At 37.9% G+C, this 18,557-nt stretch carries 13 protein-coding genes; 11 read left to right on the top strand and 2 right to left on the bottom strand.

Annotated features, from left to right (window positions below):
- The first annotated feature begins 5 nt into the window (after positions 1-5).
- The 11 genes from B5D25_RS07830 (at position 6) to B5D25_RS07780 (ending at position 16,027) form a co-directional block, all read left to right on the top strand.
- The gene (locus tag B5D25_RS07830; RefSeq protein ID WP_078787421.1) at positions 6-734 is read left to right on the top strand and encodes a DUF6063 family protein; all 729 of its coding nucleotides are present in this window, start codon (positions 6-8) and stop codon (positions 732-734) included.
- Positions 712-5,187, top strand: a complete 4,476-nt coding sequence (locus B5D25_RS07825; protein ID WP_078787420.1) for a coiled-coil domain-containing protein — start codon at positions 712-714, stop codon at positions 5,185-5,187. Before B5D25_RS07830 ends, B5D25_RS07825 begins: the two co-directional genes overlap by 23 nt.
- Positions 5,188-5,223: 36 nt before the next feature.
- Positions 5,224-6,099, top strand: a complete 876-nt coding sequence (locus B5D25_RS07820) for an SPL family radical SAM protein (RefSeq protein ID WP_078787419.1) — start codon at positions 5,224-5,226, stop codon at positions 6,097-6,099.
- Between the two features lie 93 nt (positions 6,100-6,192).
- Positions 6,193-6,468 (top strand): hypothetical protein, encoded by a 276-nt coding sequence (locus tag B5D25_RS07815; RefSeq protein ID WP_078787418.1) that lies wholly within the window; start codon positions 6,193-6,195, stop codon positions 6,466-6,468.
- 4 nt (positions 6,469-6,472) lie between these two features.
- Positions 6,473-7,642: an NAD(P)-dependent malic enzyme gene (locus B5D25_RS07810; protein ID WP_078787417.1), complete on the top strand. Its 1,170-nt coding sequence runs from the start codon at positions 6,473-6,475 to the stop codon at positions 7,640-7,642.
- 80 nt (positions 7,643-7,722) lie between these two features.
- The gene (locus B5D25_RS07805) at positions 7,723-8,658 is read left to right on the top strand and encodes an AAA family ATPase (RefSeq protein WP_078787416.1); all 936 of its coding nucleotides are present in this window, start codon (positions 7,723-7,725) and stop codon (positions 8,656-8,658) included.
- A 141-nt stretch (positions 8,659-8,799) separates the two neighbouring features.
- Positions 8,800-9,717 (top strand): DUF58 domain-containing protein, encoded by a 918-nt coding sequence (locus B5D25_RS07800; RefSeq protein WP_242870214.1) that lies wholly within the window; start codon positions 8,800-8,802, stop codon positions 9,715-9,717.
- Positions 9,692-11,977, top strand: coding sequence for a transglutaminase-like domain-containing protein (locus tag B5D25_RS07795; protein WP_078787414.1), 2,286 nt, complete (start codon positions 9,692-9,694; stop codon positions 11,975-11,977). Before B5D25_RS07800 ends, B5D25_RS07795 begins: the two co-directional genes overlap by 26 nt.
- Positions 11,978-11,981: 4 nt before the next feature.
- Positions 11,982-14,042: a BMP family ABC transporter substrate-binding protein gene (locus B5D25_RS07790; RefSeq protein WP_078787413.1), complete on the top strand. Its 2,061-nt coding sequence runs from the start codon at positions 11,982-11,984 to the stop codon at positions 14,040-14,042.
- Positions 14,020-14,676, top strand: a complete 657-nt coding sequence (locus tag B5D25_RS07785) for a metallophosphoesterase family protein (protein ID WP_078787412.1) — start codon at positions 14,020-14,022, stop codon at positions 14,674-14,676. Before B5D25_RS07790 ends, B5D25_RS07785 begins: the two co-directional genes overlap by 23 nt.
- Positions 14,666-16,027: a citrate/2-methylcitrate synthase gene (locus tag B5D25_RS07780; RefSeq protein WP_242870212.1), complete on the top strand. Its 1,362-nt coding sequence runs from the start codon at positions 14,666-14,668 to the stop codon at positions 16,025-16,027. The genes B5D25_RS07785 and B5D25_RS07780 overlap by 11 nt, the downstream gene beginning before the upstream one ends.
- Positions 16,028-16,195: 168 nt before the next feature.
- Here B5D25_RS07780 and B5D25_RS07775 read toward each other — a convergent pair whose 3' ends face one another.
- Positions 16,196-17,224, bottom strand: coding sequence for a GGDEF domain-containing protein (locus B5D25_RS07775; RefSeq protein WP_078787410.1), 1,029 nt, complete (start codon positions 17,222-17,224; stop codon positions 16,196-16,198).
- A gap of 39 nt (positions 17,225-17,263) precedes the next feature.
- Entirely contained in the window at positions 17,264-18,163 is a 900-nt protein-coding gene (locus B5D25_RS07770; protein WP_078787409.1) for a class I SAM-dependent methyltransferase, read from the bottom strand.
- Positions 18,164-18,557 lie beyond the last annotated feature (394 nt).

Genomic DNA, 18,557 nt, shown 5'->3' with positions numbered 1-18,557 from the left:
GCCGCATGGATGAGCGCAATTTGGATAAAGCACTGGAAATATACAGTGCACTAATAACCGGAAAACAGGTTTCGGCCCACAATAAAGATACCGGAGAATTATATGAGGATTTCTACGGGAATGGTGAGGTATATGATATTGTCTCAAGGCTTATCAAAAAGCTTGGACTGAGACTTTATGAATATAATGATTCGATATTTATCACTGCCGGAGACGGCAATAAGATATTTGGATATACAAATGATGAATTAAAGAAGATCATAGGACTGAGACTCAACAAGGAACTCTACCTTGTATATTTCATCATTTACTCGGCGCTTCTTTATTTCTACAAAGATTCAGCCACATATCAGACAAGAGATTATGTAAGACTGGATGAAATGCTTAAGTTTGTAACAGAAAAGCTTATCAGTATAACCGGTGGCAGAGGCATCTTTGATGAGGAAGATGAAAATGCTGAAAGCTTTAAGGCTATCATGCTTTTATGGGATGGGCTTCCACTTCTTCTTTCGGAAGACAGTGAGAGGAATAAGGCAAGCCGTGGTTCGAGAACAGGTTTTGTAAAGCTGACATTTAATTTCCTTATTTCTGAAGGGCTTTTTGTAGAGAACAGCGATCGTTTTTATCCAACAGACCGCTTCAGAGCACTGGCAGAAAATTATTTTGAAGAATTCAAGGGTAAGATATATACACTTACAGGAGGGGCAGAAAATGCCGGAGATCAACAGGATTAGAGTTAATAATGTAAAATATAATTTCGGTACGCAGTATTATGATGATTTCACCATGAGAATGTACGGAAGGAATACTATATACGATCTGGCAAACGGTGGTGGTAAATCAGTTCTTATGCTTCTCCTCATGCAGAATCTTATCCCTAACTGTACATTGGATGATAAACAGCCTGTTGAGAAACTCTTCAGAGATGGATGTGGTAATACAACCATTCATTCGCTCATCGAGTGGAAACTGGATGAAGGCGATGATTCTTCGGGTTATAGATATATGACCACAGGTTTCTGTGCACGTAAGGCAAAGGACAGCAGTGCAGAAGGAAATGGACAGATGACTATTTCCGGAACAGAGAGCGGGGCAGGGAATGAAAATGCATCCGGCGGTAATTCCGGAACAGCAACCATAGAATATTTTAATTACTGCATTTTTTATCATTCGTATAATAAAAATGATATCATCAACCTTCCGCTCATAAAGGATAAGGAGCACATATCATATCAGGCGCTTAGGAACTATCTTCTTGATCTTTCCCATAAGAATATAGATCTTAAGGTTGTTGTATTTGATAAAAAGGGTGAGTATCAGAGGTTTATAAGCGGATACGGACTTCATGAAAGTCAGTGGGAGATAGTTAGAGGTATCAACAAAACCGAAGGTCATGTAAGAACGTATTTTGAGACGAATTATAAGACCACAAGAAAAGTCATTGAGGACCTTCTTATAGAGGAAATAATAGATAAAGCCTTTCTTGTCAGAACCGAAAAGGATGAAGGCAGCAAGAATGGTATGGCGAGACTCCTTATGAATATAAGGGACCAGCTCAAAAATCTTGCGGAGAAGAAGAGGGATATAGCTTCATTCGATCATCAGACTGAGCTCATCACGCTTCTTTCAGACAGAGTTCGTTCATTCGAAGATATCTTCAAAGAAAAGGACGAAGTAGAGAGAAAACTTGCTGATATTTATGTGACTGTTAAGAAAGAAAACTCCGATAAAGAAGAGGAAAAGAAGAAACTCGAAGCAGTCATTGAAGAGGAAGAGAAGAATAAAAATGACATAACCAAGATGCTCGAAGAACTTCGGGTTTCTATCGATATGCTCATTTTAGACAGTAAGAAAAATGAACAGGCTCAGGCATCGGAATCTCTTAAAGCATTGGATGAGAGACTTAGCCGTGATGAAAATGAACTTGATCTTGCTGAAGCAGGAAATGAATATCTTGAGTACCTTAAGGACAAGGAAAGAAAAGAAAATATCGACGAGAGAAGACGTATGCTTTCTGAAAATAATGACAGTCTCGGAGATGTTCATACACTTGCATATAATATCAAGAAACATTTTGATAAAAAGATTTCGGGAATAGAAAGTGACTCGGCAATCATCAGGGAGAAGTTAAATGCACTCGAGACTGAGAATGAGCTTGCAAAGAAGAAACTCCTTGAGGCAGATACGGATATTGCTGTAGCTGAGAATATTGAGAAGGCGGCAGCCGAGGCACATAGCGCATTTGAGGCAAAGATTCAGAAAGCTTATTCAGAACTGAATGATAAGAGTTTTGAAGATGTAAATGTCAAATTAAGAAGAGCGAGAGATCATGAGGATGCTGCCATAAGAGGCAGAAATGAAGCTTCGGAAAAAAGAGAAAAGCTGAATACAGATCTCTATAAAGAGAAAGAAAAACTTGCTGAAAATGCTTCGAAGATGGTTCTTGCCCGAAAGGAAAAAGAAGAAGCTGAAAATGATAAGAACTTATTTGAAACAAGCAGAAGTCGTCTTGAAACACTGGCAAATATATATATCGCAGATGAAACCAAGGATCTCAGATATCTTGAAGAAGCTATAATAGAGAAAGAAAGATCTGCAGTCGACAGTCAGAGAGAGAAGGAAACATTACTTCGAAAACTTACCAAGAGATATAATGATATCCTTGCCGGAAGACTGATCGAAACCACAGTGGGACAGGAGAAGGTACTGATGTATCTTCGAACAAGGCATAACATATTTGCAATGACAGGTATGGATTATCTCGCTGCACTTCCTGCAGATAAGAAGGAAAAAATCCTTTCAATGACTCCGGAACTTCCGTACGGAATCGTAACAAGCGATTATAAGAAGGTGGTATCGGATCAGAATATTGAAGATATAGATACGGGAAATGAAATCGTTGCTATCTTCGATGAGGATGCTTTGGGCGGCGAGAACAGGATAGAGATCGGTTCTTATAACGGCGGAGCAAAACTCCTTCATAGAGATGCTGCATTTTTCCTTGATGAGAATTCAATCAACAAACTTGCGGCAGTCAAGAAAGAAGAGATAGACTCATTAAATGATGAGATAAAAAGACTTAGAGATATGGTTAATGTTGCGGCCGAAGACATTTCATTTGTAAGAAGTAATGTAAATGAAAAAGGGCTGACAGCGAAAGATAGACTTGAGGAAGCAGCGTCTGCAATCAACAATCTCATTATCGAAAAAGCCGAGATAGAAAGCCGTATCACAAGGCTTGAAAATGAAATTGTTGAAGCGAAGAACAGCTATGATGCTTACGAAGTATCCATTGAACAGTATTCAAATGACATACTTATCCTTACAAATGCCGTAGAGCTTTCGAATATGGCAGATGCTGAAAAAGAGAAGATCAAGGAAGCGGGAAGTACCAAGGATAGGATAAGCACCGAAAGAGAAAGTATAAGAGAAGAAGTTCGCCATCTTGAAGGTCTTGTTATGAGTGAACGAGACAGACTTGCTGCATTTCTCGAAGAAAAGAAGCAGTTAAATGCAGAGTGGAACGGAAGATACTCAAGATATTATATCGATGGAAACTATGCGGATCTTGGTGAAAATCTCAGTACGCTCACTGCTGCATTTGACATAGCTGTAAGTAAAAATACAGACAGTGTAAATGAGCAGGATTCTCTCAGAATGCTTTCAGAGACGATTCTCTCCGGAATGGAAAGAACCATCAGAAGTATTGAGAAGAGAAGACCGGGACTTGTAAATATTCTTCAGGAAATGAACAGTAAGGGAGCTCTTACTCTTCGTAATAAGGAAAGTATAGACAGTCTCAGAGAAAGCTACAATTTCGACAAAGAAGAACGCAGAAGACTTGAGAAAAAGCTTTATAACATACGAAGTGAATATGATAAATTATCGGGAAGTATTGATTATGCAATAAGAAATATTACCGAGAAGTTTGGCGATTTTAACAGAGAAGAAGATACGGAAGAAGCTCTTAAGAGTAAGATGAATACAGTTAAGATCAGATATGATGAAGCTGAAAAACGTCTTGCTGAAGGAAAGAGAAATCTTGCTAAATTTGATAAGACACACAGAGCTTTTGAAGATATTGAGAAAGATGTAAGCAGGATCATTGAAAGAAATGATATAGATACTTCATCAGCCGGAATAATTACGGATAGAGAGAATATGAATGATAATTTTGAAAGCTATATCATTCGCTATGATAATATTCAGAAGTCCATGGAGAAAGCAAAGCTTGAACTTGTCAGAACAAAGGGACGTATTTCCGAGACTCTCGGTAATATGGGAGTTGCAGGACTTTCCACAACCATAAGAGAAGATGTTCATATTCCGGGAAGCCTTGTTGAATCCGAAGAACTTGTAAGAAGTCTTCATGAGATGGCTGAAGTTATAAGGATCGAGAAGGAAAGAGTCGGAAAGAGTCTCAGTGATATGGAACTTCTTCATGACAGCTTTGTTGATCAGTGTCTTGACAGATGTCTTGATGTAAGAACAGAGCTTGAAATGCTTCCGGGTCTTTCGGGAATAGTTCTTGACGGCGAGAAGATCGAGATGATCAAACTCAGTATTCCGTATATAAAAGATGAATTCATGAGAGAAAGAATGGCTTCATATATAGACAGGACAGTGGATGAAGCCGATAAGATAAATGATGATGACAGTCGAATGAAATTTCTTAGGAACAGTCTTACAACCAAGAAGCTTTTCGGCGTTATCGTTACAGATATGAATAAGATCAAACTCAGTCTGTATAAGAGAGAAAGGATCAAGGAACAGAGCCGTTATCTCAGATATGAGGAAGCGGTAGGCAGTACCGGACAGTCGCAGGGTATTTATATTCAGTTCCTTATCTCTATAATAAATTACATTTCAGGTATGTATTCTCCTGAAAGTATCGGCGTCAGAACCAAGACTATCTTTATAGATAACCCGTTCGGTGCCGCAAAAGATATCTATATATGGGAGCCTATATTTGCTCTGCTTGCAGCCAATAAAGTTCAGCTTATCGTTCCTGCCAGAGGTGCATCACCTGCCATAACAGGAAGATTCGATGTGAACTATGTTCTCGGACAGCAGAGAAAGGGCAACAGAGAGGTTACAGTAGTTGTTAATTATGAAAGCAGCACCAATCAGGAAGAACTGGAATATCATGAGCTTTCGTATGAGCAGCAGACATTTGAATTCATTTAGGGAAATGATGTTGGTTTTTGATCAATAGGAGAAGCTATGCATTATGTTGAAGCTAAAACAGTGCTTACGCCGCAAAATGGATACAGTCCATATCACGGCAGCACTGAGAAAAGTATTTATTGCGAGGGTTTAAGAAAACCGTATAGTAAGGGATTCGACGATTACTTTGATGTCGAGATAAAGAAGAATGCACCTGATCTTCTTGCAAAGGCTCTGGCCAGAAAACGTACCAGAGGAATGGTCATAGTGGGAAATATCGTGGACCCGTATATGTCTCTTGAAAAAGATGAGAAGATAATGAGAGAAAGTCTTATGGTTATCGGAAGATATGATTTTGGTGTGTCCGTAACCACGAGAAATACCCTTATCTTAAGAGACATCGATATCTGTGAGGATATTAACAGGAACTCGAAAGTTGTTGTGAATATTCCGATAGAAACTCTTTCAGATGACATTTCGGAGAAAATATGCGTTGGTGCATCTCCTGTGTCGGAAAGATTTCGGATGATAGAAACTCTTCTTGATAAAGGGATCACGGTTGTGGTACTTATTCAGCCACTGATACCGTTTATAAATGACAGGGAGAATGATATCGAAAAGCTACTGGATAAGTTATCGAAATATAATATTTCCGGTATCGATCCCGGCAATATGCTTCTTACACTCCGCGCAGGAGTGGGACATAATTTTCATCAGATGTATAGTGAAAGCTTTCCGGAGGAGTATAAAGAATTTTACAGTTCTTATGGCAAGTCTGAAGTTATTGCCGTAAGGGAAAATGAAAAGCTTTATAAAATGATGGCGTCATTTGCAAATGAAAAAGGCATTATTTTCGGAAAGAGTGATGTGGATAAACTTAACAGAAGTTATGAGAATAAAACAGAAGGAAGACAGCTTTCGTTTTTTTCTTAATATTTTATATAAGCAGTAAATAAGAGGTTAATTATTTTGATTTTAGCAGAAAAGTGTGTTAGCATTATTTCGCACTGAGGTAAGGAGGCGCTTATGGCATTTAAAGACAGTTTCGAATCGGCTCTTAGAACTATCGGTGATAAGACAAGCACAGCCATTGAGGTTGGTAAGATCAAATCAAAGATCAGCAAAGAGAAAAGTATAATCAGATCCGACTACGAGAAGATCGGAAGGATCATGTACAAAAGATATAAAAACGGAGGCTTCTCTGATGAAGAGCTTAATTGTCTCTTCTCTGATATCGAAGCAAGCCGCGAAAATATAATTAATTACGAAGAAGATATAAAAAGAGTAAAGGTGGAGGATTAATAAAATGGACTTCAACAAATTAAGCCTTGAGATGCATGAGGAAAATAAGGGAAAATTAGAGGTTGTTTCTAAGGTTAGAGTAGAAACAAAAGATGACCTCTCAACAGCCTATACACCGGGTGTTGCTGAACCTTGCAGAAAGATCAACGAAAATCCAATGGATGCATATAAGTACACATGTAAGGCAAATACTATTGCAGTAGTTTCAGACGGTACTGCCGTACTCGGACTCGGAGATATCGGACCTCTTGCAGCTATTCCTGTTATGGAAGGAAAGTCCATTCTTTTCAAGAGATTCGGAAATGTTGATGCTTTCCCAATCTGTCTTGATACAAAGGATACAGAAGAGATCATCGAAACAGTTAAGAGAATTGCACCATCATTTGGTGGAATCAATCTTGAAGATATTTCAGCACCTAGATGTTTTGAGATAGAAGAAAGACTTAAGAAGGAACTTGATATTCCTGTATTCCATGATGATCAGCATGGTACAGCTATCGTTGTATGTGCAGGTATCATGAATGCACTTAAGCTTATCGGCAAGAAGATGGAAGATGTTACTGCAGTTGTAAATGGTGCAGGTGCAGCGGGAATTTCCATCACAAAACTTCTTCTTTCATTTGGCCTTAAAGATGCAATCCTTGTTGACAGACAGGGTGCCATTTATGAAGGTAGAGAAGGACTTAACCCTGCTAAGGTTGAGATCGCAAAGATCACAAATAAGAACAAAGAAGCAGGAAGTCTTGCAGATGTTGTTAAGGGCAAGGATATCTTCCTTGGAGTATCAGCTCCGGGAGTTCTTACTAAAGAGATGGTTAGTACAATGGCTAAGGATTCAATTATCTTCGCTATGGCTAATCCTACACCGGAAATCATGCCTGACGAAGCAAAGGCAGGTGGAGCAGCAGTTGTTGCAACCGGTCGCTCGGATTTCCCTAATCAGATCAATAATGTTCTTGTATTCCCTGGTATATTCAGAGGTGCGCTTGATGCAAGAGCTACAGGTATCACAGAGGAAATGAAGAAAGCAGCGGCAGTTGCCATAGCATCTATCGTTAAGGATGATGAGCTTACAGCTGATTATATTATCCCGGATGCATTTAATCCGGAAGTAGCTAAGGTAGTAGCTAAGGCTGTAGCAGATGAAGCAGTAAAGCTTGGAATCACAAAATAATATAAATTCGTTGGGTTGGGGAGAATGTGTATAGAATTTATATTTGTGAATCAGGTGTTTTGAGATTTATGAGGTAATAAATGAATTATATTGGTAAAATTTCTCTTGTTGAAGAGAACATAAACAGCGTTATTAAAGGAAAACAGCACGTAGTTAAAAAAGTGCTTGGTGCAGCTATAGCAGGTGGTCATATTCTTATGGAGGATATTCCCGGAGTAGGAAAGACCACTCTTGCGACTGCATTTGCAAAAGCTATTTCCCTTGATTATAAAAGAGTTCAGTTTACGCCGGACGTTTTACCGTCTGATATACTTGGTTTCTCCATGTATAATAATGCGACTAAAGAATTCGAATACAGACCCGGAGCAGTATTCTGTAATTTGTTCCTGGCAGATGAGATCAACAGAACAAGTCCTAAAACCCAGTCTGCCCTTCTTGAGGTAATGGAAGAAGGACATGCTACTGTTGATGGTGTCACAAGAAATCTTCCCGATCCTTTCATAGTTATCGCAACAGAGAACCCATATGGATCTTCAGGAACTCAGATGCTTCCTGAATCACAGCTCGACAGATTTATGGTTTGTCTTTCTATGGGATATCCTGAGCATAGCGATGCAGTTCGGATTCTTAAAGGGAATGCCGAGCATCCTCTTACTAAGGTTCAGCCTGTTATGAACGGAGAAGAACTTGGTGAGCTCAGAAAACTTTCGAACGATATGTATGTCAGAGATGAAATATATGATTATATAGTTACTATCGTTGAACATACCAGAACAAATGGCATGTTTTCTATGGGCGCCAGCCCTAGAGGAACTATAGCTTGTCTCAGAATGGCAAAGGCTATGGCAATCCTTGAGAATAGAGACTATGTTACGGCTAAGGATGTTCAGGAAGTTGTTCTTGATACTCTTGGACACCGTGTTAAACTTGGACAAAAAGCGAGAGCACAGGGTCTTACAGTAGCCGGAGCGCTTGAAAGGACAGTTCAATCTATACCTTCACCGAGAACATCTTAAAAGTGAAGGGGTGTTAATTTGAAGACTAAAATTCATTTTGGTAGGATGTTTTTTTATCTGATCCTTTGTGGGGTCATTTATATAGTGCATGACTTTCTGCATAGTCATCTTATTATGATGATCATGTGGATTGCTTTTGTGATGCCTTTTATTTCTATCGGACTTTGTCTCTATGTTCATAGGAATATATCTTGTAAGCTTGTGGTTAATGAACAAAGAATAGAGAAAGGTTCACTTACTTTTGTTACTCTGAATCTGATCAATAAAGCATTTTTCCCATCATTAAATGTTGATATAAAACTGAATGTAGAAAATCAATTCTATAATATCGGTAATGATTTCGTAGTATCCATGGCAGCGGGAATAAGAAGTGAAGAAGAAATGCTTCTTCCTTTAAGACTTTCTGTCTGCGGTATTCTGAAATATTCCATAGATCATCTAAATGTAACGGATATCATGGGATTTGTTGATATGAAGAAATCAAATCCTGAGAGTGCGGAAGTATTCGTACTTCCTTTAAAGAATGATGCATATCCTGTGAATCTTCTCGATATGAACAGAGGTATGACTGAAGCTGAAGAATCTCAGAAAAGAGGAAATGATTTCTCTGATGTAAATGAGATCAGAGAGTATATTCCGGGCGATAAACTTATGAGTATTCATTGGAAGTTGTCGGCTAAGAGAGACATTCTCATGGTAAAAGACAGAGTAAGTATGTCTGACCAGCAGCTGGTGGTTCTCGTTGATCTGGCGGGAAATACGGATGAAGTAGAAGAAGTTCTGGATGTTTCATATAACCTTATTCTTAAATTTGCAAAGAGCAATCTGTTCGTAAGAGTTTTATGGTGGAGTGAAACCAGATTTGAATTTGAAGAAAGACAGATCATTAGTCCGAATGATGTTGATAATGCTTTCCAGGATATGCTTTATGAGAAAATCTATCATGATTCTGACAAAACCAAGGAGTTTATGAGGAGTATAAGACCTGAATTAAAGGCTTATATCAATGTAGTACATAAAGAGGGTGAAGCTATTGCAGTCGTGGTCGAGCAGGATTAAAGAATATAATAATATAGAGATATGTAAAGGTGTTGAGATAGATAAGAGCGTATACGAAGAGAAAGAAAATCGCATAAAGACACTTATCATAAAAGGTATCATTACATATTGCCTTTCAGTGGGAGGCGCAGGAATATACCTCTCTAGTTTCGCATGTGAATATTCTGAATTGACAGTACATATTGTGGGAATTATTACAGCTATTCTCTGCGCACTTCTTTACTACAGCGCGCTTACTGAGAATGTTGGATATATAGTTTATTTCCTGGTCTTCGCAGGAGCTGCATTTTTACTTAAAGAATATATCAATACAGGCTTTTATGCCATCGTGAATGATACCATGAGTTATGCGATGATATACCTGAAACTTGAAGGTGTACAGCATTATACGGAGCGAATGTCCGACAGATATTTCTCGATTACCGTCACGGCATGCTTCTATGTTATGGTGTCAAATATCATTGTAAATAACTATATTTCCAGAAGAGCCAGATATCTTATTGCAACTATCATTGTATCATTTATCAATATTGTTCCTCTTTTCTTCGGACTTGAACCGGATATGATATATGTGCTTCTTTATTTCAGTGGTATTTTCATGGCTTACTTCCTTAAGTCCGGAAAACATTACAGATTGTATAGAAGAAACAGCAAATATTATCATTCCGAAAAAGGACTTAGTTACGGAATTAACAGTAAGGTATTAAGGCAGGCATCGATTGTTGCGGTCATAATAATATTCGCTTTTGTAAATATCATTTCGGCAATAGTTCCGAAGCAGGGTTATTCAGCAAAGGGCAATAATAAATATAAACAGCGAGCTGTCGATGTTGCGGAGACACTGTTTACACTTGGATTCATGGGACTTTTCAATCGTTATGAGAATAACGGTGGTCTTTCTACAGGACGACTTGGAGGAGTTTCTTCAATCCATCTTGATTACAAAACTGACATAAAGATTAAATATGCGCCGTATTCGTATGAGCCTATTTACCTTAAGGATTTTGTGGGCGGCAGATATATTCCGGTAGAAAACAGATGGGAGATGGATAAAACCTGCAGAACTCCCGAAGGTGAGAACCATGGTGAGGTCGAAGCCCTGAAAAAGAGATTTTTACTTGGAGAAGAATACAGTGCGAAGGCTAAGATAGAAGTAACCAATGTTGATGCCAATGCAGGCATTTACCTTCCGTATTATTCGGATGATACAAATACAATTGCATATTATCAGGCGCCGGTAACTTATGAATTCTATCCTCTTTTCAGGGAGGTTGGTATATCTCCTGATAATATACCGATAGATCCTGAATATCGTTATGTACCTGATGAGATTAAGGATGAGTTGATAGAATTCTGCGAACAAAGAGGATTTCACGGAAGTGATGAAGAGATAATCCAGCAGATAGAGGATTATTTCCAGGAGGAAATTCCATATACGATCAAACCGGGTGCGACACCAAGAGGTACTGACTTTATACTTTATTTCCTTTTATATAACAAGAAGGGATACTGCGCTCATTATGCCAGTGCAACGGCTATGATACTTAGAACTATGGGTATTCCTTCAAGATACTGCGAAGGTTATGTAGTATCATACGATCAGGCTACAAGAGACGGTGAACTTGCCGAGGATTCTGCATATGAAGATTATTATGAAGGATATTCAGCGATCGGCGAGACAGCACCTATCGAAGTTGAAGTTACCGATGCTGATGCACATGCCTGGGTTGAAGCATATATCGAAGGCAGAGGATGGGTTCTGGTTGATGCTACTCCTGCGGGAGAAGAGGAAGATATAATTGATTTCTGGAGCCAGTTCAGCAGAGACGATATAGGCAAAGATAAGGAAGAGGAAGAAACCACAAACTTTGGTGGATTCAAGATTAGGGACAGCTTCATACAGAAGATAGCTATTGTATTATTATATATTGTAATTGTTGCATTTCTCGTATTTATGTATATATACATTAAACCATTTGTGGTATACAATATTGAGTACAAACGTGCGGAAATTAATGATAAACTTATTATGAAATACATGAGGTATGTAAGGAAGCTTCAAAAGAAGGACAAGGAGTTTAAAAAAGCTATTAATTACGAAGATCAGCTTGACTATCTTGTTCAGAGTGGTAAAATGACCTGCACAAAGGATAATCGCGATAGATTGCTTGAAATCCTTAAGATAGCGGGATTTTCGAATAAAAAGATTACCAATGATGATTTTACATTTGCTGAAAATATATTGTATAGCAAGAGGTAGATAAATGTCATTTATAGAATATGAAAAAGCTGGAAAAATGGGTATTAAGGCATACAGGACTGCTGTACAGAAAGGTAAGCATCCGTACCTGCCTGTTCTTGATGAGATAATTCAGGAAAATGATATTGTCAAAGAGAAGAATCTTGGCGTTATTAGAGTGCCGTTAAGCAGAGTGGTTGGAACAAGTACAAGAAGCAGGACATATGCATTTGCAAATAATTTCATGCCGGTTCTTAACGGAAAAACAGAATTTGCATATAAATGGTCTGCCCTGGCTGACGCACAGATGAATGAAGGGATCAGAGATCCTATCAAAGTCTATGAATATCTCAACTATTACTATGTTATAGAAGGAAATAAACGAGTTAGTGTCATGAAGTTTTTTGACGCTATTGAAATTCCTGCTGAAGTAATAAGGAAGATACCAAGAAGAACGGACGATAAAGAGATAAAGATTTACTATGAATTTATGGATTTCAATGCGCTGACGGGAATTAATGATATCTGGGTCAGTGAAGAAGGAAATTTCCAGAAGTTTATAGATAAGGTATTAAAGTCAAAAGCAGAGAGAGCGTCTCTTATGGAGCAAAACGGTGAGGATAAGAAAAACAGTAGTTCTAACATACTGAATAATCTCACTGCTCTTGCTGAAGATGATGTAAATAAATGGACAGAATATGACAGTAAGAATTTCATGTCGGTTCTGTATAAATTCTCGGAAGCTTATGAGCAAAAAGGCGGTAAAAAACTTGAGAATATAACAACCGGCGATGCATTTCTTGCATTCTTAGACATATATGATTTCTATGAAGCTCTTGATATGAGTAAAGATGAGATGAAGAGAGCGGTTTCAAATACCTGGGAAGAATATCTTACCAAGGATAAGAATGAAGTCCTCGATATTAATCTTACTCCTCCGGATGATACAAAAAAATCAAAGTCTATCCTCGGACAGATACTTACTTCATCATCTTCGGCTAATAAACCTATTAAGGTTGCATTTGTATATGACAGAGATCCTATGACATCGGATTTCCTCTATACACATGAGCTCGGAAGAAATCATCTTAAAGAAGTTTTTGGTGACAAGATATCTACTCTTAAGGTAACAACAGCCAAGACAGAAGATGATGCAGTTGCTGCAATCGATGAACTAGTTACAAAAGAGAAGTGCGAAGTTATATTTACGACAACATCACAGCTTGTGGATGCAAGTTTAAAATGCGCCGTAAAATATCCGAACGTTAAGATACTTAACTGTTCACTGAATACTTCTCATAGATATATAAGAACTTATTATGCCAGACTTTATGAGTCGAAATTCCTTTCTGGAATGATAGCCGGTGCCCTTACTGAGAGCAACAAGCTTGGATATCTTGCAGACTATCCGATCTACGGAATGACTGCAAATATCAATGCATTCGCAATGGGTGCAAGGATGGTCAATCCAAGAGCTGTTGTATATCTTAAATGGACAACTCTTAAGGAGGATGATAAGAAGTCTGAACTATACAGGGAATTCTATGAATCCGGTGTGGATTATATTTCCGACCAGGATATGATAACGCCGAAACATGCATCAAGAAGATTCGGAATGTATAAACTTTCGGCTGAAGAACCTGAGAATATTGCAATGCCTGTATATAACTGGGGAAAAATGTATGAGAAGATCATAAGACTTATCATGAATGATTCCTGGGATGTGGCAGACAGCGGAAATGCAGGAGTACCTGTAAATTACTGGTGGGGACTTTCTGCGGGTGTTATAGATATAATACTTTCAAATAAATTACCTGACGGCGTTCGAAGACTCGTATCAGCCATGAAGGAACTTATGACTGACGGAAGCTTTACTCCTTTCTACGGAAAGATAGTAAGTCAAAATGGAGAGATAAGAAATGAAGAAGGCAGACTAATGCCTCCTGAAGAGATTATGACCATGGACTGGCTTGTGGAAAATGTTGAAGGAATCATTCCTTCAATCGACAGTCTTAAAGAAAGAGCAAGACAAATAGTTGAACTTAAAGGTGTGTTAAAGGACGATGAGAATTCTAGCGATAGCTGATCTTGAATCTAGATATTATTGGGACTTTTTTGAAAAGAGTAAACTGGAAGGTCTGGATCTTATAATCTCAGCAGGAGATTTGGATCCGCATTATCTTTCATTTCTTGCAACTTATGCATTATGTCCTGTATTATATGTTCATGGTAATCATGACTATAAGTATGAGACTATTCCGCCGGATGGATGTATCTGTATCGAAGATACGGTATATGAACATCAGGGCGTCCGAATACTCGGGCTTGGCGGAAGTATGAAATATAACATGGGGCATGAATCTCTTCATCAGTATACTGAAAGGCAGATGGCATGGAGAGTTGCAAAAGCCAGAATGAAGAACTCCAAGAAGAAAGGTATCGATATCTTCGTCGCACATTCACCTGCATTTAGATTAAATGATGGTGAGGATCTTCCGCATATGGGATTCCAGTGTTTTTATAAAATACTGGACAAATACCAGCCGGGGCTTTATATTCATGGTCATGTACATAGAAATTACGGAAGAAAGTATGTTCAGGAATATGCATACAACAATACAAAAATCATAAATGCATATGAAAGATGCATTATTGATTTTGATCCTGCAGAGAGCAGGGAACAAAGGGGTAAAAAGGAGAGTAAGCAGATTGTTCAGTAATTACGAATTCAATAAACTAGTAGATAAATATGTGGAATTCTGCGCCGATTCCGGACAGATAGATTCAAGATTATATTCTAAATATGATGTTAAGAGAGGTCTTAGAGATTCAAACGGTAAGGGTGTCCTTACAGGTCTTACAGAGATTTCTGATGTTACGGGATTTGCAGAGAAAAATGGAGAGAGAATCGCTATTCCCGGAGAGTTATATTATCAGGGATATAATGTAAATGATCTTATCAGCGGATTCAGAGGAACCAAGAGAGGATTTGAAGAAACAGTATTCCTTCTTCTTTTCGGTGAACTTCCTACAAAAGCCCAGTTAAAGGAATTCATGGATGTTATAGGAGATCTTAGAGAGCTTCCTACAGACTTCAACAGAGATGTTATCATGAAAACTCCTAGTGCAAATATCATGAATACAATGCAGAGATGTGTTCTTACATTATATTCTTATGATGAAGATCCGGATAATATAGAAGTAAGACATGTATTGGAACAGTGCCTCGGACTTATTGCAAGATTCCCGCTTATAGCAGCTTACGGATATCAGAGTTACAGACATAAGTTCCTTGACTCAAGTCTTATTATTCATAGACCAAAGCCAACACTTTCCACAGCAGAGAATATTCTCAGGCTTCTCAGAACTGATGCGAAGTATACAGATCTTGAAGCAAAGGTACTTGATATATGCCTTGTACTTCATGCTGATCACGGTGGAGGAAATAACTCTACATTTACAACACATGTAGTAACATCATCACATACTGATACTTACTCAGCTGTTGCAGCATCACTAGGATCGCTTAAGGGACCAAGACATGGTGGAGCTAATCACAAGGTTCAGGAAATGTTTACAGCTATTAAGGCTCATATCTCAGATTGGGAAAATGAAGATGAGATAAGAAATTACCTTAATGATATTCTTGATAAGAAGGCATTTGACAAATCCGGACTTATATACGGAATGGGACATGCTGTTTACTCGATTTCAGATCCAAGAGCTGTTATCCTCAAAGAGTCGGCAAGAAAGCTTTCAGAAGAAAAGGGTAAAGTTAAGGAATTCGAACTTTACGAAAGAGTTGAGAAGATAGCTAAAGATCTTATCATGAGTAAGCGTGATATGCATAAGCCTGTATGTGCAAATGTTGATTTCTACAGCGGCTTTGTTTATACAATGCTTAAGATTCCTGCAGAGCTTTTTACACCAATCTTTGCAATAGCAAGAATTCCGGGATGGTCAGCTCACAGAATAGAAGAGCTTGTAAATAACGGTAAGATAATCAGACCTGCGTATAAGTACGTTGGAAAACATAAAGAATATCTCCCTATCGAAGAGAGAATATGGTAGAGAGAGTAATGTAAGAAGAGTAATTGTAAGAAGAGTAATTGTAAAAAGAGTAATGTAAAAAGTATTATAAATAATAAAGACAATATAATTACAGAAAACAATAAAGAAAACAATAAAGAAAAAGATAAAGAAAAAGATACAGAAAACAATAAAGAAAAACGGCAAGGATCAGACAACAACCTGATCCTTGCCATTTTCTTTGCCGTAGTAAAGCTTTTTGTCAGCTTCTGAAATCCAGATGTCATGAGTCATATTGCCATCATGGAAAGCTGAACCGATGGTGACGGTTATGTGAATATTATTATTTTCAAATACAAAAATCTCATCACTGATACGTCGGCGAAGATTATCCAGTATAGATTGATCTGTCTTGTCGGAAGTTGGAAGAATGATGAATTCCTCTCCACCCCAGCGGCAGACGATGCAGTCCTTGCATTCCTGTTTTGAGATATCCGACACACGACGTAATATATAGTCGCCACAGAGATGACCATAGGTATCATTTATCATTTTAAAATTATCAATATCAAGAAGTGCAATCCAATGCTTCTTTGGTGTGACTATCTTCATTTGGTCAAGTGTCCGGAGAAGATAGTGACGATTATATAAACCGGTGAGATTATCGATGAGAGCCATATTCTCCAGTTTTTCTTCTGAATCAAGTGCAACATGATGGAAGAATCCGATATAAAGAATGACCATACTGAAAGTTGCAAGTGAATTAAATGAGATGAGTATATCTAAAGCGCTCTGAGGAACATTGTAAAGAGGCTCGTTGAAACGGGCATAAAGATATACACCTGCATAGCATAAAACATGGATAGTTATAACTATCGGTAATGATAATTCTTTTTTAAGTACTCTTTTATGCAGATATCCATTGTAACTGACACATGCGATCATACCTAGTCCATATAACTGAAATGCAGGTTTTATTCCAAGGCTGACAACACCTGTTATCATAAAACCAAGGATGACAGTATAAATTATTGAAGTGGCAACAAGATAATGCTCCTTCAGAATAATAAATAAATTGGTGGTGTTGATCACAAGTTTAACATAGATAACATATCTGATAAGAGGAAAGTCATAGACCACACCTATTATCAGAAAGAAAACATCTGTAAACAGCAGAAATATTCCGAAGAATAATGTCAGTTGTTTCAGTATAGCTTTATTTTTATCTACCGTATTCATATATATATCACCTCTTTAACAAGGGGATATTGACATATATCAGATGGTCCATCTTCCGCTTGCGCCGCAAGGAAGAGTGAGACCACTGGCCTTTACAGGGAGACCTATTTCACTACTTTCAACATGTCCTTTATGATCCGGAATTATTATGCTCGACATTATATAAGTAAGAACTGCCGGTGCGAGACCTGTAGTATATGAATTGATAAGGAAAAAGAGAGGATCATCTGATAAAAGCTTGGCAGTAAGTTTAACAAGTTCATATATACTGTCTTCCATTTTCCAGATTTCACCCTTAGGGCCTCTTCCATATGAAGGAGGGTCCATGATTATACCATCATAATGATTTCCTCTTCGGATTTCTCTCTCAACGAATTTCTTACAGTCATCCACAAGCCATCTGATAGGTGCGTTACCAAGACCTGATGAAGCGGCATTTTCTTTTGCCCAATTCACCATTCCTTTTGATGCATCAACGTGAGTAACATTTGCACCTGCAGCTGCAGCGGCAAGAGTTGCGCCACCTGTATATGCAAAAAGGTTAAGCACTTTGATAGGTTTGCTGTTGCCGGAAGACTTAGCTTCGTTGATTCTGTTTTTTATAAGTCCATATGTCCAATCCCAGTTTACAGCCTGTTCAGGAAAAAGACCTGTATGCTTGAAGGAAAAAGGTTTTAAATGGAAGGTAAGTGTGTCTTTTTTAAGCTTGTAATTAATTGTCCATTCTTCAGGAAGGTCGAAGAATTCCCAATTTCCGCCGCCCTTAGAGCTTCTGTGATAATGTCCGTTCAGCTGCTTCCATTCTCTTATCTTTTTTGGAGTGTTCCAAAGAACCTGAGGATCAGGTCTGAGAAGTATATAATCTGCCCAGCGCTCAAGCTTTTCTCCTTCAGAAGTATCCAGTATTTCATAATCTTTCCAATTTTCGGCTATCCACATGTTTAGTTCCTCATTTTTTTTCTTTTTAATACTCAAATTATATCATTTTTATGAACTACAAACCATAATAATTTCATATTAATACCGGTTTTATTTCATATTTTGATGTTTTTATGTTGCTTTTTTTTAGTCATTCTGCAATAATCGTTGCTTGATTATTGTTAATTTACTATAATTGTCTGTCATCGATGGTTTACATAAGAGATAAAAAATGGCTATTTAAAAGAAAAAAATGTCATTAAAAGGAAAAATGCTCAAAAAAAACTGCATAATTTGACAGAATTTTACTAAAAATAGCAGATTTTTATTGTACAAGGATAAATTATATTTGTAAAATTAACGTAACTATACTATGAAAGAAGCTTATGAGTAACTAATTGTGTTGCCTTACGGC

The sequence above is a fragment of the Eubacterium ruminantium genome (assembly GCF_900167085.1).
GTDB classification, from domain to species: domain Bacteria; phylum Bacillota; class Clostridia; order Lachnospirales; family Lachnospiraceae; genus Eubacterium_Q; species Eubacterium_Q ruminantium.
This window is presented reverse-complemented; position numbering and strand designations above follow the sequence as displayed.